We start from the raw sequence: 21,234 nt of genomic DNA, 5'->3' as shown, positions 1-21,234 counted from the left end.
AATAGAATGGCCGAATCTGCCGCCACTAACCCCGTCCCACCTGCTGAAACCTCCCATTCCGGCAAGGGAAAGAACCTTGCCCTGGCCACCAGCGCCTCGGTGATGGCGTTCTGGGCGTGGAACATCGTGGCGCCGCTGGGCGCCCGCTACACGCAGGAAATGGGTTTGAATTCCACGGCCACCGCGGTGCTGGTGGCCATGCCGATCTTTGTTGGATCACTCGGCAGGATCGTTGTGGGGGCCATGACGGACCGGTTCGGCGGGCGGACCATGTTCACGTTCGTGCTGCTGGGCACTGTGCCGCCGGTGCTGCTGGTGGCCCTTGGCGGCAGCCTCGGCTCGTACGCCGTGGTGCTGGGCGCGGGCCTGCTGCTGGGCATCGCAGGGACGGTATTCGCCGTCGGAATCCCCTTTGTCTCCGCCTGGTATGAGCCGTCGCGGCGCGGCTTTGCCACCGGCGTCTTTGGGGCCGGGATGGGCGGGACGGCGCTGGCGGCCTTCCTGACCCCGCGGCTGGTGAACTGGATCGGCTACCTGCCCACGCACCTGCTGATAGCCGGACTGCTGGTAGTTATGGGGGCGCTGATCTGGTTCAACCTGAAAGAGTCCCCGGACTGGCACGCGAACACCGCCCCCGTCATCCCCAAGCTCAAGGACGCCGCCGGTCTGGCCGTCACCTGGAAACTCTGTTTCCTCTACGCCCTTGTTTTTGGCGGGTTCGTTTCCTTCGCCACGTATCTGCCCACCTACCTCCGGGACATCTACCAGTTCGATCCCACGGCCGCCGGTACCCGCACGGCGGGGTTTGCCCTGGCCGCCGTCCTGTTCCGGCCCATCGGCGGTGTGGTCGCGGACAAGATCGGGTCAAAGCCAGTGGTGCTGGCGTCCCTGGCCGGCATTGCGGTCCTGGCCTTCATCGTGAACCTCCGGCCCGACGGCGAGATTCCCGCCGGCCTGACCTTCGTGGCCATGGCGGCAGCCCTGGGCCTGGGCACCGGCGGCGTGTTCGCCTGGGTAGGCAGGCTCGCGCCGGCCGGCAAGGTGGGCAGCATCAGCGGCATCGTCAGCGCAGCGGGCGGAATGGGCGGCTACTTCCCGCCGCTGGTCATGGGCGCCACCTACAACGCCGCGGACAACAGCTACTTCATCGGCCTCATGCTGCTGGTGGTCACGGCAGCAGTGGCGTTCGTGTTCACCATCGTGGCCATCCGATCACCTAAACAGCCTGCACGGCAGGGCGCGCTGAAGGGGACGTGACGTTCGACGGCGCGTGGCCGGGCCGGCCGGGAGCGGTTTCGTTATGAGGGCAACGGTTTGGCTCCAATCGGTTGACTAACAGGTCCCGGGCCGCGGGGCGGCCGGACAATTAAGGGATCACAAACGGCCCTCAAGGAGGCGGACATGCGGCGGTCAGTGTGGCCCGGCGCGGCAGTACTTCTTTCAGCTTCGCTGCTCACTGCGTGCGGTGGGCCGGCCGCCCCGCCGCAAGCTACGCCGTCGGGCGCTTCCGCCACGGCGACACCCACGGAAACGACGACGGCGGCACCCTCCCCAAGCGCGACCGGCAGCGCTGCCGTTACGTCGCCGCCGTCGGCCTCCTGGACCACGTACACCACGGCGGCCGGTGACCTGTCCTTCGACCTTCCGTCCACGTGGAACATCAAGGACCCGGCGGGGGAGCTGGCGGAGGGCGGCGGGGCATTCGCGGAGGTGACCAGCGAGGATGGCCGGCTGCTGGCGACGCTGCGCACCAACATGGCCACCGGCTCCACCTGCACCGAAAAGTACGCCTATTCGGTGCTGGAATCGCAGGAGATGCCGCAGCTGGCGCAGTACGGCACCGTGCCGCGCTACACGTTTGAAACCCGCGGCAACAGCGCCGCCGCGGGCCCGCCGGACACCCCTGCAGCGGCCTACGGCATCACGTCCGCGCCGCATCCCGAAGGGGATTCAGCCTGCTACATGTTCCACTTCTTCACCTGGCCGCCCAATGCCGCCACGTTCGGGGCGTTCTACAACCCCGAGCTGAACCGGACTCCCGGGGATGCCTCTCTGCCGTACCTGGAGAAGGCGAAGCTGTACGCGGGGACACAGGAGTACCGGGACATCAAGCGGATGATTACGTCGCTGCGGCCGGCGGGGTAGGAAGGGCTGGTTCGATGGATGCTGCAATTATCGGCCTTCTTGGGGCTCTGCTCGGCGCGATCCTGGCATACGCCCTTAACCGGAAGAGTGCCGCCGAAATGCGGCTCCATGAGGCCCGAATTGATGCCTACAAGAGCTTCGCGGAAGCTGCCATGGAGTACCGGCGGACGGTGATGGATGAATGGTTCGAGGGCCACGGCGTTGACGCCAGGACTGAGGACGACGATGTTCACCGCGCCCGCGGCGCGGCTTGGTCGGCCTACTACGGTGTACGCCTGCTGTCCAGTAAGAAGGCCATCGGGGATCTGGGCCACGAAGTTCTCACACACATCACTGCCCTGAAGAAACTCGAAAACCGCAAAAGCTTGAATGAGCAGGGGGAACACTGCCGGGTTGAGGTTGAAGAGTTCGTGGAAGCGGCGCGGGAGGACGTTCATTCCCGAAGCGGCTGGCGGCAAGTCCTCTAGACCCGCGGCTGCTCCAGCCTTGGGGGCTGGCTACGCGGTGTCGATCCAGTAGCGGCGCTTGCCGTTGCGGGTGTCCTGGTAGATGCCGCCGTTTCTTTCGATGGTGGCACGGGAGCCTGCGTTGTCCTCATCGCAGGTGAGGAGGACTCTTTGGATTCCCAGTTCCCGGGCTATCGGCAGGGCTTCAGCCAGCGCCCTGGCTGCATGGCCGCGGCGCCGCGCGGAGGGCCGGACGCTGTAGCCGATGTGCCCGCCCTCGTTGAGGAGGAAGTCGGTCAGTTCGTGCCGGATGGCCAGCGAGCCAAGGAACGTCTCGCCCTCAATGATCCACAAATAGCTGCAGGGGACGTACCCGGGCTTCCGCGGGCTCTCCGGGAGGGCGTCCTTCACGAGCCAATCGACGAAGCGGCCGAAAAACTGCGGATCCTTGAGTTCCTCCAGCGGCCAGCCGTCTGCACCCGCACCGTCCTGGCGGGCTCCGTCGAATTCGGCGGCCGCATCCAGCCAGGAGGAGTGGAAACGTACGTCGGGAGTGGTCAGGGTGGCCATCACACGATCGTATTCGAAGGTTCCGAGCCACGGGTTCCTGCGCGGGCGGGCCTGAAGGCCCACCCGTGTCACCCCTGCAGGGTCACCTGAAGATGCCTGTCCCCGGGGAGAGCCGGTTCAGGGCCAGTGCGCCGACGAGGAGCCCGAAGTCCCTCAGCGCCACATCGTAGAAGCCGCCGAGGACCAGGAGGTTAATGATGATGCCGAGAAGCCAGACGGCCACAAGCAGTGAGCCGAACCGCGGCCGCACAGCCACGGCAATGCCGGCGATCACCTCGACCACCCCCACCACGTACATGATGGTCCGGGCGGGCAGCGGCACGACGGACGTGGCCACCGGGGCGAGGTACATCGTCCAGTCGACGAGCAGGTTGAAGAACTTGTCCAGCCCAAAAACGATGGGCGCAACCGTGAAGACCGTACGGAGCAGCAGGAAGGCCTGGTGTTCCCCCGGCCGGTCCTTGGCCTGCGCCGGCGTGTGGGCTGCTTTTGTTGTCATGATGAGCTCCTTCTAAAAGTAGGTTCTGTTATTTTAGAAAGTGCCGTAGATTTAAACAAGAGACATTGTTTTAGAAAGAGGTAGCAGCATGACCAGGCTTCCGTGGGCGCGCCGGCTGGCGGCACTTGCTTCCCTGGGGGACGAGAAGCGCCGGCAGCTGTACGAGCTTGTGCTGTCTGCCCCTGGCGCGATGAACCGGGACCAGGCTGCCGAAGCGACAGGCCTTCCCCGGAGCACGGTGTCATTCCATCTGGACAGGCTGGTGGCGGACGGGCTGTTGGCCGTGGAGTTCCACAAGCCGGCGGAAAGGTCCGGGCCGGGGTCGGGGCGCCCCTCGAAGCTGTACCGTGCGGCTGCCCGTGAAGTGGGCGCTTCCGTGCCGGACCGGAACTACGACCTCGCCGGGGAACTCATGGCAACGGCCATTGAGGTTGCCGCGGACGCCAACCAGCCGGTGCGTGATGCCCTCCTGGCCACCGCCTACGCCAGGGGCAAGGCGCTGGCCCAGGACAGCGGTGGTTTTGAGGACTTTCTTGTCGCCCTCGGCTACGGCCCGCGCGCGGATGGCAGCGGCGGCTTTTCGCTGCCCAACTGCCCCTTCCACCGCCTCTCGGAGGGGCACCCCGCCGTCGTCTGTGCCATGAACGGGGCCTTCCTCAGCGGGGCGGCTGCCGGCTGCGGCGAGCCGGAGGAACGGGTGGCGGCCAACAGCAGCCCGGGGCAGTGCTGCGCCAGGATCACTCCCTGACGAGCATTGTTCGGCAGCAGCCTATGGGCAGAGGCGGTCCAGGGTCTCCTGCAGGGCGGACGCCATCTGGTCATCCCAGAGGTTCAATTTGTCGTCAGTTTTGGCATCCTCGAGGGCGGTAGGCATCGGGGGCGGGACAAGGGTCATGGTGGCCTGGTACTGGCCGTCGAGGCTTGCGACGGAGGCCGTTCGGTAGGTCCAGTACCCGCCCGTGCCGCCGAACCGGTGAACGCCGTCGCAGTGCTGGTTCCACCTCCGCAGCCCCAGTCCGTACAGGGGGATGGCCTCGGCCCGGGTCATCTCCTCCACGGATTCCTTGGCAAGGAGCTCTCCGCGGAACAAGGCGCCGTAGAAGTCATTGACGTCGGACATCGTGGACATTGCTCCGGAGGCGGCCGACCCAAGTGCTCCGGGCGCTTCCGTCACGTCCAGGCGTTCACCACGGTAGGTAATGTAGCTGCGGATCACGGCGGCACCGGCAGCTGCGGCCGGATCAAGGGTGGTGCGCTCCAGTTTCAGCGGGTCGATGACGTCCCCACGCAGGACCTCCGCAAACGGCCGTCCCCGCAGCTTCTCCACGAGCTGGCCAAGCGCCAGGTAGTTTGAGTTGGAATACCGGAAAGAGCCCACGTCCCGCGTGTCCCAGGGCAGCTGCCCGGTCAGCTCAAGTCCCCGCTGGGGACTGATGTCTTCCTCAATAACCTGCAGGACGTCGTCGGCCGTTTTCTCGGTGACTTCTTCAAAGGAGCGCATGCCCGAGGTGTGGCCCAGAAGTTGGCGGACAGTGATGGGGGCGGGCGGTTTCAGGACCGTGGCGAAGCTGTCCAGTATTCCGTTGACGGGATCGTCCAGGCCGATCAGGCCGTCTTCCACGAGTTTCATCACGGAGACGGCGGTCATGGACTTGGTGATGCTGGCGACGAAAACCTGGTCATCCGGCGTCGCGGCCACTTTGGACTCCAGGTTGCGGACGCCGTAGGCACGGGACCACGTCCCTCCCGGCCACCGGACTTCCGCCACCACGGCCACGGAGCCCTGGTCCACGAATGCGCGCATGGTGTTGTCGATGGACCTGGTGGGCGGGGGAGCGGTGCCAAAGGAGGCCGGCGCGGGAGCCGGTTCCGAGTAAGTGCACGCCCCGAGCGCCAGCGCGGCCGCGGCCACTGCACCGAGAAAGGACCTGGAGGACGTTCGCATGACGCCGCCTGATGGGATGCCAGGGTCTAAGGGACGGGCCGCCGCCGCGCCGCCCCCGGTCAAGGGCCCCCCCGGCGCCGTAGTCCCAGCGCTTTAAGTCTAGAAGCGGCGTGGCAGCGGGTCGAGGAATATTCACCCGATGCCGTGGCTTGTGGCAAGGGGACCAGCCGCAGGCTCCGAGCGTCCCGGATTACGAAAAGTTTGGGCCGTTACAGGGCCGAGAACCTCATACCCTGATCAGTCCCCGTTCCCGCAGGTCCTGCCACAGTTCTTCCGGGACCTTGGCGGCCATGCGTCCTGCGCTCTGGCTGATCTGCTCGGGCCTGCTGGCCCTGACGGTGACATTGACGACGGCGGGATGGCGGAAGGGGTACTGGATGGCGGCGGTGGGAAGCTCGACGCCGTGCTCCTTACAGGTGCCTGCCAGCATCCGGGCCCGTTCCAGGACTTCCTCGCTGGCCTGTGCATAGTTGTAGTGCGCATCCGCTGGCAGTTCGGGTTTCGCGAGGATGCCGGAGTTGTAGACGCCGACGCTCACCACCCCGGTGCCCAGCTCGAGGCAGCGGTCCAGCAGTCCTGCGCCGGGACGCCCGTCCGAGCCCGGCTGTTCCAGCATGGTGAACCTGCCTGCCAGCATGAGGAAGTCCAGGTCCGCTGCTTCGACGCACTGGAGCGCCGCGCCCGCGGTGTTGGTGCCGACGCCGATGGCCCGCACCAGGCCTTCGGTCCGGACCTTCTCCAAGGCGGGAAGGGCCGACTCCACGGCGTCGTCCATGCTGTAGACGTCGGGGTCGTGCAGGTAGGCGATGTCGATGTAGTCGAGGCCCAGCCGTTCCAGGGAATCCTCGATGCTGCGGCGCACTCCTGCTTCGGACGGATCCCATTCACGGCGGAAGTCAGCCGGCACGTGGAAGCCCTCCGGATCCTTTGTGTCCGTTGTTGCCGGTGAAGGCACCAGGACCCTGCCTACTTTGGTGGAGAGGACGAATTCCTGGCGCGGTTTGGCGGCGAGGACTTCACCGATGCGCCGTTCGGACAGGCCGAGCCCATAGTGGGGTGCCGTATCGAAGTAGCGGATGCCGGCATCCCAGGCTGCCTGGATTGTTGCAGCCGCCTGCCCGTCGGGGATGGCCCGGTACAGGTTTCCTACACCGGTGCCCCCAAAGCCAAGGCGGCCAAGCTGATCCCGTAACTGCCCGTCGTCGTGGTTCATTGCACTGGTCCTCAAAGTTGCCGTGCGCTTCCGCGGACAATCAGTTCGCAGGGAAAAACTACCTGACGTGTTGGCTGGCCGGGGGTGAGAATCCGTTCGACCAGCATTCGGGCCCCAATGCGCGCCATCTCCCGGCTTGGCTGGCGGACCGTGGTGAGGCTGAAGGAATCCCAGGCCGCCATGTCGACGTCGTCGTAGCCGATGACCCAGCAGTGCTCCGCCGTCATCTGCTGGGCGCGCAGGGCGTCCAGGGCGCCGAAGGCCATGAGGTCGTTGGCGCAAAACACGGCCTGGGGACGGTCGGACCGTGAGAGCAGCCTGTTCATGATTTGTGCCGCGATGTCGTGGGAAAACTGGCCGTTGAAGCGGAGGTGTTCGGGTACAGCCTGCCCCTGGTCGGCCATCCTGTTCAAGAAGCCCCGGCCACGGTCACGGGTGGTGCTCGCGTTTTCCGGTCCGCCGATGAAAGCCACCCGTGTTTTGCCGTGGGCCAGCAGGTAGTCGGCCACCGCGGCGCCGCCGTCGGTGTTGCTGCTGGTGACCTGGTCGCAGTCAAGGCCTTCCACCACCCGGTTGATCAGGACGATGGGGCTGTTCTTTTCGATGGCCGCCTGCAGCTCGATTGAGTCCTCGGTGGCGGTTGTGAAGATGACGCCGTCCACGGCGTGTTCCCTGATGGCCTTCAGGGCATCCTTGTGGCTGCCGCCGCCGGCGTTCCAGATGACCACCCTGAAGCCGGACGTATCGAGTTCGCGGGTGAGCTCGTCGAGGGCCTCCGAGTAGAAGGGGTTGTTCAGGTCTGCAACCACAACACCGATGGTGTTGGTGCGCCTGGTTTTCATGGCCTGGGCCCCCGCGTGGGGGACGTAGCCCAGGGTTTCCATGGCCGCCTGCACGCGGGCCTTGGTGGCAGCGGAGAGTTTCGGGGACGAGGACATGACCCGGGAGACGGTGGCCTGCGAGACCCCGGCCAGTTCTGCGACGTCGCGGCTCGTCACCATCTGATCCGTCCTCTTTCCTTCTTGGCGGCCTTAATGCGGGTTTCCGCCATTGTGCGGGCTTTCAGACTAGCCAATCACGGCTGCCGGTACCCTCCGGCATCCGGCTCGGTGCCGGGTGCCGGAGGGTGCTGGGTGCAAGTGGCTAGCGGGTTGTTGTGGGATCGTGCTCTGGGCTGAGCCCCTTCCGGAGCCGCACCTGGGGCGCGGTTTCAGGTGACCAGAGAGCGCCAATAATGGTGATGATCGACGTGACAATCATGTACAGGGCGACCAGCCAGTAGCGGTCGAACTCCGGACCGATCAGCGCGGTGGCGATCAGCGGAGCGAATCCGCCGGCGAAGACGGCTGCCACCTGCGGGCCGACTGATGCCCCCGAGTAGCGGAGCTTGGGCTCGAAGAGTTCGGTGAAGTAGGCCGGTTCCACGGAGTAGCAGAGGTCGCGGCCCACGTTGCAGGTCAGGATCAGGACGAGCAGGACCATAAAGAAGTCACCGGTCTGGACGGCCCAGAAGAAGGGGAACGCCATGAGGAGCATCGTGACGGCGCCGGCGATGACCGTGTAGCGGCGGCCCCAGCGGTCTGACACCCAGCCCCAGAACGGGATGGAGAAGACGCCCAGGCCGGCCATGATCATGGTTGCCAGCAGGATGGTGTTCTTTTCCAGCAGAACCGCGGGACCGTAGGCGAGCAGGAAGGTTGTGTAGATGTAGTAGTTCGCGTTTTCGGCGAAGCGCATCATGATGACCTTGAGGATGGTCAGCGGCCGGGTCTTGATGACCTTGACCACCGGCATCTTCTCGATCTCGCCCTTGCGCTTGATTTCCTCAAACGCGGGGGATTCGTCCACCTTGCTGCGGATGTAGAAGGAGAGCACTACCAGCAGGATCGATACGAGGAACGGGATGCGCCATCCCCACGCCGTAAAGGCCTCCGGTGAGATCAGGTAACCCATGACGTAGAAGGCTCCGTTGGCCAGCAGGGTTCCTGCGGGCACGCCGATCTGCGGCCAGGAGCCAAAGAAGCCCCGGCGCTTCGCCGGAGCGAATTCGGTGGCCATGAGCGCCGCTCCGCCCCATTCGCCTCCGACGCCGATGCCCTGGACGATCCGCAGGAGCACCAGCAGGATCGGTGCGGCGATGCCGATGGTGGCGAAGTTGGGCAGGCAGCCAATGAGGAAGGTGCCGCCGCCCATCAGGCCCAGGGTCATCATGAGCATCTTTTTCCGGCCCAGGCGGTCACCATAGTGGGCGAAAACGAAGCCGCCGATGGGGCGGGCAGCGAAGCCGATGGCGTAGGTGCTGAAGGAGAGCAGGATGCCCACGAAGGGGCTCGCGTTGGGGAAGAACTGGCTGTTCAGGATGATGGCGGCGGCGACGCCGTAAACGTAAAAGTCGTACCACTCGATGCAGCTGCCCAGGACTGATGAAACCAGGGCCTTGCGGCGCATCTTCGGATCAATAACGGGTGGCGCTGCGGTTGTCGTGGGGGTGCTCACTATGAGACTCCTTTGTCTTCGACCGGACAGTGACGGCAGCCACATCAGCTACCTCGTGACAAGGAGTGTATACGTAAACATTTGCCAGATACAACGTCTTGCGGAGAAAAATGTATACGTATACACTCTTTCAACATGCAGGCCAGCTGGCCTGGTCCGGGGCGCTCCATAAGTCGCCCATCGATGAAGATGGAAGGTATTGCTCATGACCGTTACAACAGCAACCAGCTCGGCCGTGAACTCCGTGTTGTTGAAAGAGCCGGCCCAGAACAGCGTTAACCGCGGCAGCACCCCCGAGGTCCGCGCCACAGTGGAAGGCGTTATCGCGGACATCCGGGAACGCGGCGACGCGGCAGTTCGCGAATACTCCGAGAAGTTCGACAAGTACGCCCCGGAGTCCTTCCTGCTCACCAAGGAGCAGCTGGAGGAAATCGTGGCCCGCGTTCCCGAGCAGACCATCGAGGACATCAAGTTTGTCCAGGAACAGGTCCGGGTCATGGCGCAGAAGCAGCTCGAGTCGCTCAGCGACTTCGAAATCGAAACCCTCCCGGGCGTGTTCCTCGGCCAGAAGAACGTACCCATCCAGGCTGCCGGTGCCTACATTCCCGGCGGAAAGTACCCGCTGCTGGCAAGCGCGCACATGACCATCGTCACTGCCAAGGTTGCCGGCGTCGAACGCGTGGCTGCCTGCACCCCTCTGATCCAGGGCGAAGTCCCGGACGCCACTGTCGCCGCCATGTACCTGGCCGGCGCCGACGAGATCTACCTCCTCGGCGGCATCCAGGCTGTCGCGGCCCTCGCGATCGGAACCGAGACCATCAAGCCGGTCAACATGCTGGCCGGACCGGGCAACGCCTTCGTCGCAGAAGCCAAGCGCCAGCTCTTCGGTGAAGTGGGCATCGACCTCTTCGCCGGGCCCACCGAAGTCCTGATTGTTGCCGACGAGCACGCAGACCCGTTCATCGTCGCCGTCGACCTGCTCTCCCAGGCGGAACACGGCCCCGATTCACCCGCAGTCCTGATCACCACCAGCGAAGAACTGGGCCGGAAGGTCATCGAGCACATCGACACAATCCTGGTGGACATGCCCACGCGGGACTACGCAGGTGCGGCATGGCGCGACTGGGGCGCAGTCCACGTTGTTGAAACCCTCGACGACGCCTATGTCCTGGCGGACGAGTACGCCTACGAGCACGTACAGATCCTCACCGAGAACCCTCGTGAAGCGCTGGAGAAGATGCACGACTACGGTGCACTGTTCCTGGGCGAAGGAACCTGCGTCTCCTATGGAGACAAGGTCATCGGCACCAACCATGTGCTGCCCACCCGCGGCGCGGCGCGCTACACGGGCGGCCTCTGGGTCGGCAAGTACCTGCGCACCGTCACCTACCAGGAAGTGACCAACACCGAATCCAGCGCCTTCTTCGGCGAGCTCTGCGGACGCGCTTCCCGCGTGGAACGGTTCGAAGGGCATGCGCGGTCCGGCGACGTCCGTGCGGCGAAGTACCGCGGCACCACCCTGCCCTGGTCGGACCACACCTTCGACAACTAGGAATAACCGGTGCCTGACTTCCGCCTGGACGGCAAGAAAGCACTGGTCACCGGAGCAGCCCGCGGACTCGGCAAGGCCATCGCCGATGGCCTTGCCGAGTCCGGCGCGACTGTCTACGGAACCAGCCGGGATGCCGAAAGCGCACGCCTCATCACCGAACGCTACGGGACCCCTGCCTTTCCCGTTGACATCACGGAACCCACCCAAATACTGCAATTCGCCGATGACTTGATGCAGGAAAGCGGCGGCATCGACCTGCTCGTCAACAACGCCGGCGTCAACGTGCCCAAACCGGCGCTCGAACTGACGGTGGAAGACTGGGACACCGTCTTTGACACCAATCTCAAAGGCAGCTTTTTCCTGACCACCGCGCTGGCCCGGCAGTGGATAAAGGCCGGAACGCAGGGGGCGGTCGTCAATGTCGCATCGCAGGCAGGAATCGTCGGAATCGAGGAACGCGCCGCCTATGGCACCAGCAAGGCCGGCCTGATCCACCTCACCAAGATCCTGGCCCTGGAATGGGCCCGGTCCGGAATCCGCGTCAACGCGGTGGCACCCACCTTCGTACGCACGGAATTGACCGCTTCAACCCTCAGCCGCCCCGACTGGGCCGCCGAGCTGTTGTCCAGGATCCCCATCGGCCGCTTCGGCGAACCGGAGGACATCGCCGGGGCTGTGGCGTTCCTCCTCAGCGATGCCGCTTCACTGATCACGGGACACACTTTGGCCATCGACGGCGGCTACACCATCCGCTGACGGCCCGCCCTGCGTTCCGCCGCCCCAGAAAGCATTTCCGAGGAGCACGTTCATGACCATCAAAGACACCATTTCAACCGCCGCCGTCGTCGGGTCCGGATACATGGGCGGCGGAATTGCCCAGGTGCTGGCCCTGCACGGCTACAAAGTCATGCTGGGAGACGTCGACGGCGAAACAGCAGAAGGTGCCCGCGTGCGGCTTGTGCAGCAGGCCAAGGGATTTGAGGCCCAGAGGCTCCTGCCCGAGGGCGCCGCGAAAACCATCGAGGGGAACCTCGTGGCGGCCGCAAGCATCGAGGAAGCCGTCGCGGCTGCGGACTACATCGCTGAAGCAGTCCCGGAAAAGCCGGACCTGAAAGCCGCGATCCTCCGGAGGGTGTCGGCCGCCGCGCCGTCCCACGCGATTATCGGAACGAACACCTCCGCCATCCCCATCAGTGAACTGGCCGCGTCCGTGACCGGCCCGGAGCGGTTCCTGGGCGTCCACTGGATGAATCCCGCCCCGTTCATCCCCGGCGTCGAACTCATCCCCGGCGAGGACACCGACCCGTCCGTCCTCGCCCGCGCCGAGGAGCTCATCCGCAGCCTGGGCAAGACACCGGCCAGGGTGGCGGACACTCCGGGGTTCGTGGCGAACAGGCTTCAGTTCGCCCTGTACAAGGAAGCTGCCCGGATTGTTGAAGAGGGCGTGGCTACGCCGGACCAGATCGACGCGGTGGTGAGCAACACGTTCGGATTCCGCCTGGCCCTGTTCGGCCCCTTCGCCATCGGCGACATGGCGGGGCTGGACGTGTATGAATCCGCATACCGCACCCTTGAGAAGGCATACGGTGAACGGTTTGCCGCCCCGGAGGCCCTTGCCGCCACCGTTAGAGAAGGCAACATCGGGCTCAAGAGCGGACACGGCTTCCTGGACATCGATCCCGCCGAAAAGGATGCCCTCCTCGCGTACCGGGACAACGCCTACGCCCGGCTTTCGCAGCTGCGTGCGGAGCTTGGCCAGGCGCCGGGGCTGTAGGCCACGGCCCTTGCGACGAAGGTCAGGCCCGGCTGCAACTGCAGCCGGGCCTGACACGTCAATACGCGGGGGTTACTTCAGATCGAAGCGGTCAAGCTCCATGACTTTCACCCAGGCGGCCACGAAGTCGTTGACGAACTTCTCCTTGCCGTCCTGGCTCGCGTAGACCTCGGACAGGGCGCGGAGCTGGGAGTTGGAGCCGAACACCAGGTCAACGGGTGTGGCGGTCCACTTCAGTTCGCCGGTGGCGACGTCCGTGATCTCGTAGACGTTCTCCTCGTTCTCGGACGCCTTCCACTTGGTGCCGGGGGAGAGCAGGTTGACGAAGAAGTCGTTTGTCAGGACACCCGGCTTGTCAGTGAGGACGCCGTGGGCGGCACCGCCCGTGTTGGTCCCGAGGGCGCGCATGCCGCCCACCAGCGCTGTCATCTCCGGCGCGGAAAGGTCCAGCAGGTAGGCCTTGTCCAGCAGGAGCGTCTCGGGCTGGAGCTTCTCCCCGGGGCGCACGTAGTTGCGGAACCCGTCCGCCCGCGGCTGCAGGTACTGGAAGGAGTCGACGTCGGTCTGCTCCTGGGTGGCGTCGATGCGTCCCGGACGGAACGGCACAGTGACGGCGAAGCCGGCATCCTGCGCGGCCTTCTCGACGGCCGCGGAGCCGCCGAGGACGATCAGGTCCGCGAGCGAGACTTTCTTGCCGTTGGCCTGGGCCGCGTTGAACTTCTGCTGCACGCGCTCAATCGCCTGCACCGCCGTCGTCAGCTGCTCAGGTTCGTTGACCTCCCAGCTCCGCTGCGGCTCCAGCCGGATACGCCCACCATTGGCGCCGCCGCGCTTGTCGGTCTTGCGGAAGGTGGACGCCGCGGCCCACGCCGTGCCCGCAAGCTGCGGGACGGTCAGGCCGGAGTCCAGGAGCTGGGCCTTCAGTGAGGCGATGTCCTCCTCGCCGATCAGCTCGTGGTCGACTTCCGGAACCGGATCCTGCCAGAGCTGGGCCTCCGGGACCCAGGGCCCCAGCATGTGAGGGCCCACGGGTCCCATGTCGCGGTGCAGCAGCTTGTACCAGGCCTTAGCGAAGGCGAGCTGGAACTCGTCCGGGTTCTCCAGGAAGCGCCGCCCGATCGCCTCATAGGCCGGGTCGAAGCGCAGCGACAGGTCCGTGGTCAGCATGGTGGGGCGGTGCTTCTTGTTGGGATCGTGCGCGTCCGGGATGATTTCCGGGGCATCCTTGGCGACCCACTGGTGCGCGCCGCCGGGGCTCTTGACCAGTTCCCACTCGTATTCGAACAGGATCTCCAGGAAGCGGTTGCTCCACTGGGTGGGCCGGTCCGTCCAGGTGACTTCGAGGCCGGAGGTGATGGTGTCGCCGCCCTTGCCGCTGCCGTAGGTGCTGAGCCAGCCAAGGCCCTGCGCCTCAAGGTCGGCGCCCTCCGGTTCGGGGCCTACGTGCGCATCCGCGGGGCCTGCGCCATGGGTCTTGCCGAACGTGTGGCCGCCAGCGATCAGCGCGAAAGTCTCTTCGTCATTCATGGCCATCCGCTTGAACGTCTCGCGGATGAACGCCGCGGCGAGCTTGGGATCGGGGTTGCCCATCGGCCCCTCGGGGTTGACGTAGATCAGGCCCATTTCCGTGGAACCGACCTCCTCCGACATCTGGCCCTCGCCGATGTAGCGTTCGTCGCCGAGCCAGGTGTCTTCCGGGCCCCAGAAGATCTCCTCGGGCTCCCACACGTCCTCGCGGCCGAAGGCGAAGCCGAACGTCTTGAAGCCCATGGACTCGAGGGCCACATTGCCGGCCAGGACCAGCAGGTCTGCCCAGGAAAGCTTCTGGCCGTACTTCTGCTTGACCGGCCACAGCAGCCGCCGGGCCTTGTCCAGGTTGGCGTTGTCCGGCCAGCTGTTCAGCGGCGCGAACCGCTGGCTGCCGTCGCCCGCACCGCCGCGGCCGTCGTGGACGCGGTAGGTGCCGGCTGCGTGCCAGCTCAGGCGGATCATGAGGCCGCCATAGTGGCCGAAGTCCGCGGGCCACCAGTCCTGGGAGGTGGTGAGGACCTCGGTGATGTCCTGCTTGAGGGCCTCGACGTCGAGCTTCTGGAACTCTTCCCGGTAGCTGAAGCCGGGGCCAAGCGGGTTGCCCTTCGGGTGGTTGGCGTGGAGCACGGAGAGGTCCAGCTGGTTGGGCCACCAGTCAGCAACGGTCCGGGGCCGGTGCCCCTTGGGCTGCGGCGAATCGATGGCCGGGTTTTCGCTCTCGCTGCCGTGCGACGTCACGCTGCCGTGGTCCACCGGGCATCCGCCTGCAACCTTGGAGTCCAGGCCTTGGGCGCTTCCGGGCGTGGGGACCGGGGGGTGTTCCTGGGGATCGGTCATCTGCTTCCTTCCATGTGGCCGAGGCCGTGGAGCGGACTCGGGCGGCCGGTTCAACCCTCCTATGTAACCACGTGCGGAGTGCCCGTAGAGGCTCGCCCTAGGGCTGCCCGTGATGGCCCTTGCCCTTGGTGCCGGGGCACAGGAGGCGGCGTCGCGCCTCGGAATGTGATGCTTGACACCTTGCAGCGGCCATCATATCTTTGTGCCAAGTCGTTTTAGCAAAACGATTTTTCACCCCGATACCGTCTCGCCATTTCCGTTCGAGAGAAAGTGAGTCGACAGCGATGTCCACTCGAAAGACCATCACAAGGTTCGCCACCATCGGCGGCATCTGCACCGCCGTCGCACTGGCCGCAACAGCGTGCGGCGCAGGGGGCCCGTCCACCACGGGTAGCGCCGGCACCAGCACCGTCAACGTCCTGGTCGAGGCCGGCGGCCACGCCGAACTGACCGGCGTCGCCGAGCAATGCAAAAAGGACGCCGGAGTCGACGTGAACTTCGTTGAACTGCCTTACGACGGCATGTTCAACCGCCTCTCCAGCGAATTCTCGTCCGGCAACGTCTCGTTCGACGTCGCGGCACTGGACTCTGTGTGGCTGCCAAGCTTCAAGGACGCCCTGCAGCCGATCGACGAAATCTTCACGGACGAGGCCAAGAAGGACATCTTCCCGGCCCTGGTCAAGGAAGCAAACGTGGACGGCCACTTCATCGGCCTGCCCGCGTGGACCAACGCCGAGATCATCCTCTACCGCAAGGACCTGTTCGAGGACGCCAAGAACAAGGCGGACTTCCAGGCCAAGTACGGCTACGAACTGGCGGCCCCCACAACCTGGAAGCAGTACCAGGACATCTCCGAGTTCTTCACCAAGGACGGCATGTACGGCACGGACGTGAAGGGCGGGGTGGAAACCGAATGGCTGGCCCACGTCCTGCAGGCCGGCTCGCCCATGGTCCTGGACGGCGACAAGGTAGTCATCGACAACGCGGCCCACAAGGAAGCGCTGGACTTCTACGTCAGCCTCACCAAGTCCGCCCCGTCCGGCGCAGCACAGGTGGACTGGGCCGCCGCGCAAAACCTCTTCAACCAGGGCCAGACCGCCATGACCCGCTTCTGGGCCCACGCCTACCGGCAGATCCCCAAGGACTCCCCGGTGGCGGGCAAGGTGGGAACCGCCCCCATGATCGCGGGTTCGGCCGGCATCGGCGGCGTCCCCGGCCCCTGGTACCTCACGGTTCCGAAGACCACCAAGAACACCGAGGCGGCCAAGAAGTTCGTCCAGTGCGCCTACGACCACAACAGCCTGGGCGTCGAATCCAGCCTTGGCCTGGCCTCCCGCATCTCCGCCTTCGAGAAGTACCAGGACAAGGAAGGCTACGAGAGCTTCGGTCCGCTGATCGAAACCCTCAACGGCGAGGCCACCGCCACCCGCCCGGCCACCGAAAAGTGGCAGCAGATCGTGGACACCGTCCTGGTCCCCATGCTGCAGAAAGCCGTGGCCGGCGGTGACTCCGCCACCCTCCTCACTGAGGCCAAGAAGCAGATCGAGGACCTCATCAAGTAGCACCTCCGTGGCCGGCACCAGCCGGTGAGGCATTGCACCTCCGGTGCCGGCCGCGGCCCCTACCAGCGGAAGAGAAAACCGTGCGTATCTCCGATCGCCGCTTCGCATTGTTCCTGATGGCACCAGCGGCGCTGTTCCTGGCAGTATTTGTCGCCTTCCCGCTGTTCCGCCTGGTGGCGGACAGCTTCTTCAAGATCTCACCGATCGCAGGCGGTCCCCGCGACTTCGTGGGCCTGGATAACTATTTCCGGGCCTTCGCCTCGGAAGCCTTCACAGGTGCCGGCTGGCGGACCCTGGCCTACACCCTGATCGTGGTCACGCTCGAATTCGCCCTTGGCCTGGGCATGGCGCTGCTCTTCACCAGCCTGGGAAGAAGCTCCCAGATCTGGCGTACGGTGTTTATGTATCCCCTGATGATCGCGCCGATCGTGGCGGGCCTCCTCTGGAAGTTCCTGATGATCGACAACTTCGGCCTCATCGGGACCCTCCTGCACCAGGCCGGCATCCTCTCCAACCCCAACCAGGTCGGCTGGCTCTCGGACCCGAACATTGTCTTGTTCTCCGTGGCCATCCCGGACATCTGGCTGACCACCTCGTTCATGTGCCTGGTCCTCTTCGCCGGGCTGCAGAACATCCCGGGGGACCTCATCGAGGCCGCGCGGCTTGACGGTGCGAGGGCCCCGGCCATGCTGTTCCGGATCATCCTCCCGCTGCTCCGGCCCGTCATCGCCGTGGCCCTGGTAGTGCGCGGCATCGACGCCGCCCGGGCCTTTGACACCATCCTGATCCAAACCAATGGCGGCCCGCAGTCCGCCTCGGAAACCATGAGCCTGCTGATCTACCGCACCATGATCCGCTTCGGCGATCCCGGCCTGGCAAGCGCCATGGGCACCATCTACCTGCTGGCCATGCTCGCCGTCGCGTTCTTCGCGGTGGCCACCATCTGGCGGCCAGGAAAGGACACCTGATGCGCGTCGCAGAAAAGACAACGTACGACGGCGGGACGCGGCCTGGCGCGGCCGCGGCACCTTCCGTGCCACCCGCCGTCGTCCCTCCCCGCAAGCGCCGAGGCGTCAACCGCGAAGGCCTGGAAGCGGGCCGGCGGAGCACCAGGACGCTGCTGTGGATTCTCTTGGCAGTTGCCATGGTGCTCTACGGTTTCCCGTTCCTGTACCTGCTCTTCACGTCCTTCAAGACGCCGATCGATACCATCGCGGTGCCGCCCACCATCCTGCCCCGGGAATGGACGCTGGAGAACTACACCAACGCGCTGGGCCGCAACGGAGTCGCGGCCTCCTTTATCAACAGCATCCAGACGGCCATCATCAGCACCTTGCTTTCGCTGGTGCTGGCAGTGCCGGCGGCCTACGGCATCACCAGGTACAAGACCCTCAGCGGCCGGATCTTCATCATGGCCGCCCTGGTTACCCGCATGGTGCCGCCCGTGGCGATCGGGATTCCGCTGGCCTCGATGATGGCATCCATGGGACTGTCCGATACGCCGATTGCATTGTCCATCGCCCACACCACCATCTCGCTGCCGCTCTCGATCTGGCTGATGTCCAGCTTCTTCGAAGCGGTGCCGAAGGACCTGGAGGAAGCTGCGACCGTGGATGGCTGCAGCAGGCTCGGAGCCCTGTGGCGGGTGGTGATCCCGGTGGTTTCAGGCGGCATAGCCGTCACCGCGATCTTCGCCTTCCTGGCGTCCTGGAACGAGTTCCTCTTCGCCCTCCTGATGACCGCCATCCGGTCCCAGACGACGCCCGTGGTGATTGCGAACTTCCAGACCCAGTTCGGCCTGGACTGGGGATCCATGACGGCACTGGCCGCCGTCTACTCGATCCCGGTCATCATCCTGACCCTCCTCTTGCAGCGCAAGATCGTGGCAGGGATGACGCTCGGCGCCGTCAAGGGCTAGGCGCCAGCAACGAGTAGCCTACTGGTAACCCCCAGGGGCATCACCAACCATAAGGACGTGGGAGACAGATGAGCAACAAGAACATCGGCATCAAGGATGTGGCCGTCGCCGCCGGGGTCTCAGTGACAACCGTCTCCCACGTGCTCAACGATGTTTCCTACGCCCGGATCAGTTCCGAGACCCGGAACAAGGTCCGGTCCGTAGCGGAGCAACTGGGTTATGGTCCCAACCGCCTCGCCCAGGCCCTCCGCACCCAGCGGACCGGCATGCTGGGCTTGGTGAGCGAGGATATCGCCACCACGCCGCACGCCGGCCGGATCATCCTCGGCGCTGACGAGGCCGCCAAAGCCCGGGGATACGGACTCATGATCATCAACACCTCCGGCTCGGCGAGCCTCGAGTCCCGGCAGGCTGACGTCGAGGCCCTCCTGGAGCGCCGGGTGGACGGCATCCTCTACGCCACCATGTACCACCGCAACGTGGAGCTGCCGGCCAACCTCGGCAGCGTGCCCTCTGTCCTGGTGGACTCGGTGGCCATCGGCGGAAACATCACTGCCGTGATTCCGGACGAGGAAGGTGGTGCGCGCGCCGCCGTGGGGGCGCTCCTCGAAGCGGGCCACACCCGAGTGGGGTTCCTCAACAACACCGACGACGTGCCCGCAACCACCCAGCGGCTGCGGGCCTTCCGGGCAACGCTGAACGAAGCAGGGCTCGACGGCGACGCGGCGCCTATGGAGTCTGAGCCGTCCGAGGTGCAGGGCGGCTACGAGGCTGCCCGGCGGATGCTGTCCCGCAGCGACCGCGCCGATATGCCTACGGCCTTGTTCTGCTACAACGACCGGATGGCGATGGGAGCCTACCGCGCCGCTGCCGAACTAGGGCTCAGCATCCCCGCTGACCTTTCGGTCGTCGGTTTCGATGACCAGGAACTGATCGCCGCCAACCTTCACCCGGGCCTCACCACTGTTGCCCTGCCCCACTACGAGATGGGTGCCTGGGCCACTGAGCACCTGATTGACGCCGTTGAGGGGAAAACCGACCTTTCCCTCATGGCACTCCACCCGACCATTCTGGGCTGCCCGCTGGTCCGCCGCGATTCCATCGCGGCTCCCCGGCATTAGCAGCCGGCCCCTCCACTCCCTAAGGAACGCCAGACATGTCCAGTTGCCTTGATGCCGCACGCCCGGAAACACCTCCGGCGGAAACCTCCAGGTTCCGGCCGGCCATCCACTTCACGGCAAGGGACACCTGGCTGAACGACCCCAACGGCCTGGTGTTCCATAACGGGATGTACCACCTCTTCTTCCAGAACAACCCGTACGGCAACGTCTGGGGCAACATGTCCTGGGGCCACGCCACCTCGGCCGATCTGCTGCATTGGTCGGAACACCCTGTTGCCATTGCCTGTGACGAGGCAGAGGACATCTTCTCGGGAAGCGTCGTTGTGGACCACGGCAACACGGCCGGATTCGGCACTGCGGACGAACCGGCCCTCGTAGCCATCTATACCAGTGCCTACAAGGCGGCGTCCGAACACCACGGCACGCAGGCCCAGTCCCTGGCGTACAGCACAGATGCGGGGATGACCTGGCGCAAATACGACGGAAACCCTGTCCTCACCCGGAACTCCGCGCATTTCCGCGATCCCAAAGTCTTCAAGTACCAGGGGGACCAGGGCACCTGCTGGATCATGGTCGCCGTCGAGGCGCAGCACCAGAAGGTGGTGTTCTACCGCTCGGACGACCTGAAATCCTGGGACTTCCTGAGCGACTTCGGCCCGGCCAACGCGGACCAGGGCGAATGGGAGTGCCCGGACCTGTTTCCCCTGGCGGTGGACGGGGACCCGGAGAACGTCAGATGGGTACTGATCGTGAACGTCAACCCCGGTGCCGTCGCCGGAGGTTCCGGCGGCCAGTACTTTGTAGGGACATTCGACGGCGTCCGCTTCGTTCCGGACGCCGGTTCAGTTGTGGCGCCTGCAGGGGTCAGTGCCGGCGGTGAGCCCGCCGCAGTCGCTGCAGCCCTGCAGCACTGCCTGTGGCTGGACTGGGGCCGTGACTGCTACGCCTCCGTGTCCTTCAGCAATGCCCCCGACGGCCGGCGCATCATCATCGGCTGGATGAACAACTGGGACTACGCCAATGAACTGCCCACCGCGCCTTGGCGGTCCTCGATGACCCTCGCCCGCGAACTGCGGCTCACGGCAGTGGACTGCTCCGCGCGTCTGGTCCAGAAGCCGGTGCTTGCCCAGCCCTCCGGAGGAGAGAACGTGCCTGCTGCTGCGGAGCAGATGAACGCAGGCACCCTTGAGCTGCGGAATTCAGCTTTCCGGTTGCCGGATGCGGTACCCGGCAGCGCCCAGGTCATCGAGGCGGAGATCCTGCCCGCGAGCGCCGACCACGTGGCCTTCCGGCTCCTTGGTAACGATGAAGGAACCGCGGGGACTGTCCTGAGCTACAACACCGCCACTGCCCAACTCGTCCTGGACCGCACGCGGTCAGGCGACACCGGATTCCACAAGAAGTTTTCCTCGGTGGAGTCAGCCCCGCTGGCACTGGAAGACGGCGTGCTCAAGCTGCAGATCGTCGTCGACCACTGCTCGGTGGAGGTCTTCGCGCAGGGCGGCAAGGTGGTCCTCACGGACCTCATCTTCCCCGGGGCCGGAGACCAGGAGAACTGGCTGTCGGCCGCGGGAGGCCCAGCAACAATCCTGAAACTCGCCGTCTCAACACTCAAATAACCGCAAC

General features: G+C 65.3%; 19 protein-coding genes. 12 read left to right on the top strand and 7 right to left on the bottom strand.

Annotation, left to right across the window (positions count from 1 at the left end):
• The first annotated feature begins 6 nt into the window (after positions 1-6).
• From KTR40_RS16635 to KTR40_RS16625, 3 genes are all read left to right on the top strand, one after another.
• A complete protein-coding gene (locus KTR40_RS16635) occupies positions 7-1,257 on the top strand; it encodes an MFS transporter (RefSeq protein WP_228404435.1) in 1,251 nt (416 codons plus the stop codon).
• A gap of 144 nt (positions 1,258-1,401) precedes the next feature.
• The gene (locus KTR40_RS16630) at positions 1,402-2,145 is read left to right on the top strand and encodes a hypothetical protein (protein WP_228404434.1); all 744 of its coding nucleotides are present in this window, start codon (positions 1,402-1,404) and stop codon (positions 2,143-2,145) included.
• A gap of 14 nt (positions 2,146-2,159) precedes the next feature.
• Complete coding sequence (locus tag KTR40_RS16625) at positions 2,160-2,612, top strand: hypothetical protein (RefSeq protein ID WP_228404433.1); 453 nt, start codon at positions 2,160-2,162, stop codon at positions 2,610-2,612.
• Between the two features lie 30 nt (positions 2,613-2,642).
• Here KTR40_RS16625 and KTR40_RS16620 read toward each other — a convergent pair whose 3' ends face one another.
• Positions 2,643-3,161: a GNAT family N-acetyltransferase gene (locus tag KTR40_RS16620; protein WP_228404432.1), complete on the bottom strand. Its 519-nt coding sequence runs from the start codon at positions 3,159-3,161 to the stop codon at positions 2,643-2,645.
• A gap of 82 nt (positions 3,162-3,243) precedes the next feature.
• Positions 3,244-3,660, bottom strand: a complete 417-nt coding sequence (locus KTR40_RS16615; RefSeq protein ID WP_228404431.1) for a hypothetical protein — start codon at positions 3,658-3,660, stop codon at positions 3,244-3,246.
• Positions 3,661-3,748: 88 nt separating this feature from the next.
• Between KTR40_RS16615 and KTR40_RS16610 the strand changes: the two genes are divergently transcribed.
• Positions 3,749-4,408: a metalloregulator ArsR/SmtB family transcription factor gene (locus KTR40_RS16610; protein ID WP_139030605.1), complete on the top strand. Its 660-nt coding sequence runs from the start codon at positions 3,749-3,751 to the stop codon at positions 4,406-4,408.
• 21 nt (positions 4,409-4,429) lie between these two features.
• Here the strand turns inward: KTR40_RS16610 and KTR40_RS16605 are convergent, their stop codons facing one another.
• The 4 genes from KTR40_RS16605 to KTR40_RS16590 all read right to left on the bottom strand — a co-directional run bounded on the left by KTR40_RS16605 (position 4,430) and on the right by KTR40_RS16590 (position 9,314).
• The gene (locus KTR40_RS16605; protein WP_228404430.1) at positions 4,430-5,605 is read right to left on the bottom strand and encodes a serine hydrolase; all 1,176 of its coding nucleotides are present in this window, start codon (positions 5,603-5,605) and stop codon (positions 4,430-4,432) included.
• A gap of 226 nt (positions 5,606-5,831) precedes the next feature.
• Complete coding sequence (locus KTR40_RS16600; protein WP_228404429.1) at positions 5,832-6,818, bottom strand: aldo/keto reductase; 987 nt, start codon at positions 6,816-6,818, stop codon at positions 5,832-5,834.
• Between the two features lie 11 nt (positions 6,819-6,829).
• Positions 6,830-7,819 carry a LacI family DNA-binding transcriptional regulator gene (locus KTR40_RS16595; RefSeq protein WP_228404428.1) on the bottom strand — a complete coding sequence of 330 codons (990 nt, stop codon included), beginning with the start codon at positions 7,817-7,819 and terminating at the stop codon, positions 6,830-6,832.
• A gap of 142 nt (positions 7,820-7,961) precedes the next feature.
• Entirely contained in the window at positions 7,962-9,314 is a 1,353-nt protein-coding gene (locus KTR40_RS16590; protein WP_205677058.1) for an MFS transporter, read from the bottom strand.
• A 205-nt stretch (positions 9,315-9,519) separates the two neighbouring features.
• Here KTR40_RS16590 and hisD point away from each other — a divergent pair, with 205 nt between their 5' ends.
• The 3 genes from hisD to KTR40_RS16575 are packed head-to-tail and all read left to right on the top strand — an operon-like array spanning position 9,520 to position 12,640.
• The gene (gene hisD, locus KTR40_RS16585; protein ID WP_139030600.1) at positions 9,520-10,866 is read left to right on the top strand and encodes a histidinol dehydrogenase; all 1,347 of its coding nucleotides are present in this window, start codon (positions 9,520-9,522) and stop codon (positions 10,864-10,866) included.
• 9 nt (positions 10,867-10,875) lie between these two features.
• A complete protein-coding gene (locus KTR40_RS16580; protein ID WP_228404427.1) occupies positions 10,876-11,622 on the top strand; it encodes an SDR family NAD(P)-dependent oxidoreductase in 747 nt (248 codons plus the stop codon).
• A 52-nt stretch (positions 11,623-11,674) separates the two neighbouring features.
• Positions 11,675-12,640, top strand: a complete 966-nt coding sequence (locus KTR40_RS16575; protein ID WP_228404426.1) for a 3-hydroxyacyl-CoA dehydrogenase family protein — start codon at positions 11,675-11,677, stop codon at positions 12,638-12,640.
• Between the two features lie 72 nt (positions 12,641-12,712).
• Here the strand turns inward: KTR40_RS16575 and katG are convergent, their stop codons facing one another.
• Entirely contained in the window at positions 12,713-15,007 is a 2,295-nt protein-coding gene (gene katG / locus KTR40_RS16570) for a catalase/peroxidase HPI (RefSeq protein WP_228404425.1), read from the bottom strand.
• A gap of 284 nt (positions 15,008-15,291) precedes the next feature.
• On the opposite strand from katG, the gene KTR40_RS16565 reads away from it, so the two are divergent.
• The 5 genes from KTR40_RS16565 (at position 15,292) to KTR40_RS16545 (ending at position 21,227) form a co-directional block, all read left to right on the top strand.
• Entirely contained in the window at positions 15,292-16,569 is a 1,278-nt protein-coding gene (locus KTR40_RS16565; protein WP_228404424.1) for an ABC transporter substrate-binding protein, read from the top strand.
• Positions 16,570-16,649: 80 nt separating this feature from the next.
• Positions 16,650-17,537: a carbohydrate ABC transporter permease gene (locus KTR40_RS16560; protein ID WP_228404423.1), complete on the top strand. Its 888-nt coding sequence runs from the start codon at positions 16,650-16,652 to the stop codon at positions 17,535-17,537.
• Positions 17,537-18,487: a carbohydrate ABC transporter permease gene (locus tag KTR40_RS16555; protein ID WP_228404422.1), complete on the top strand. Its 951-nt coding sequence runs from the start codon at positions 17,537-17,539 to the stop codon at positions 18,485-18,487. The genes KTR40_RS16560 and KTR40_RS16555 overlap by 1 nt, the downstream gene beginning before the upstream one ends.
• Before the next feature lie 68 nt (positions 18,488-18,555).
• Complete coding sequence (locus KTR40_RS16550; protein WP_228404421.1) at positions 18,556-19,608, top strand: LacI family DNA-binding transcriptional regulator; 1,053 nt, start codon at positions 18,556-18,558, stop codon at positions 19,606-19,608.
• Between the two features lie 35 nt (positions 19,609-19,643).
• Positions 19,644-21,227: a glycoside hydrolase family 32 protein gene (locus KTR40_RS16545; protein WP_228404420.1), complete on the top strand. Its 1,584-nt coding sequence runs from the start codon at positions 19,644-19,646 to the stop codon at positions 21,225-21,227.
• Positions 21,228-21,234 lie beyond the last annotated feature (7 nt).

The organism is Pseudarthrobacter sp. L1SW (genome assembly GCF_020809045.1).
Classification (GTDB): Bacteria; Actinomycetota; Actinomycetes; order Actinomycetales; family Micrococcaceae; genus Arthrobacter.
This window is presented reverse-complemented; position numbering and strand designations above follow the sequence as displayed.

Excerpts from the sequence above, each read along its gene's own strand:
- KTR40_RS16635 (WP_228404435.1), top strand. The coding sequence starts at position 7 with ATGGCCGAATCTGCCGCCACTAACCCCGTCCCACCTGCTGAAACCTCC.
- KTR40_RS16630 (WP_228404434.1), top strand. The coding sequence starts at position 1,402 with ATGCGGCGGTCAGTGTGGCCCGGCGCGGCAGTACTTCTTTCAGCTTCG.
- KTR40_RS16625 (WP_228404433.1), top strand. The coding sequence starts at position 2,160 with ATGGATGCTGCAATTATCGGCCTTCTTGGGGCTCTGCTCGGCGCGATC.
- KTR40_RS16620 (WP_228404432.1), bottom strand. The coding sequence starts at position 3,161 with ATGGCCACCCTGACCACTCCCGACGTACGTTTCCACTCCTCCTGGCTG.
- KTR40_RS16615 (WP_228404431.1), bottom strand. The coding sequence starts at position 3,660 with ATGACAACAAAAGCAGCCCACACGCCGGCGCAGGCCAAGGACCGGCCG.
- KTR40_RS16610 (WP_139030605.1), top strand. The coding sequence starts at position 3,749 with ATGACCAGGCTTCCGTGGGCGCGCCGGCTGGCGGCACTTGCTTCCCTG.
- KTR40_RS16605 (WP_228404430.1), bottom strand. The coding sequence starts at position 5,605 with ATGCGAACGTCCTCCAGGTCCTTTCTCGGTGCAGTGGCCGCGGCCGCG.
- KTR40_RS16600 (WP_228404429.1), bottom strand. The coding sequence starts at position 6,818 with ATGAACCACGACGACGGGCAGTTACGGGATCAGCTTGGCCGCCTTGGC.
- KTR40_RS16595 (WP_228404428.1), bottom strand. The coding sequence starts at position 7,819 with ATGGTGACGAGCCGCGACGTCGCAGAACTGGCCGGGGTCTCGCAGGCC.
- hisD (WP_139030600.1), top strand. The coding sequence starts at position 9,520 with ATGACCGTTACAACAGCAACCAGCTCGGCCGTGAACTCCGTGTTGTTG.
- KTR40_RS16575 (WP_228404426.1), top strand. The coding sequence starts at position 11,675 with ATGACCATCAAAGACACCATTTCAACCGCCGCCGTCGTCGGGTCCGGA.
- katG (WP_228404425.1), bottom strand. The coding sequence starts at position 15,007 with ATGACCGATCCCCAGGAACACCCCCCGGTCCCCACGCCCGGAAGCGCC.
- KTR40_RS16565 (WP_228404424.1), top strand. The coding sequence starts at position 15,292 with ATGTCCACTCGAAAGACCATCACAAGGTTCGCCACCATCGGCGGCATC.
- KTR40_RS16555 (WP_228404422.1), top strand. The coding sequence starts at position 17,537 with ATGCGCGTCGCAGAAAAGACAACGTACGACGGCGGGACGCGGCCTGGC.
- KTR40_RS16550 (WP_228404421.1), top strand. The coding sequence starts at position 18,556 with ATGAGCAACAAGAACATCGGCATCAAGGATGTGGCCGTCGCCGCCGGG.
- KTR40_RS16545 (WP_228404420.1), top strand. The coding sequence starts at position 19,644 with ATGTCCAGTTGCCTTGATGCCGCACGCCCGGAAACACCTCCGGCGGAA.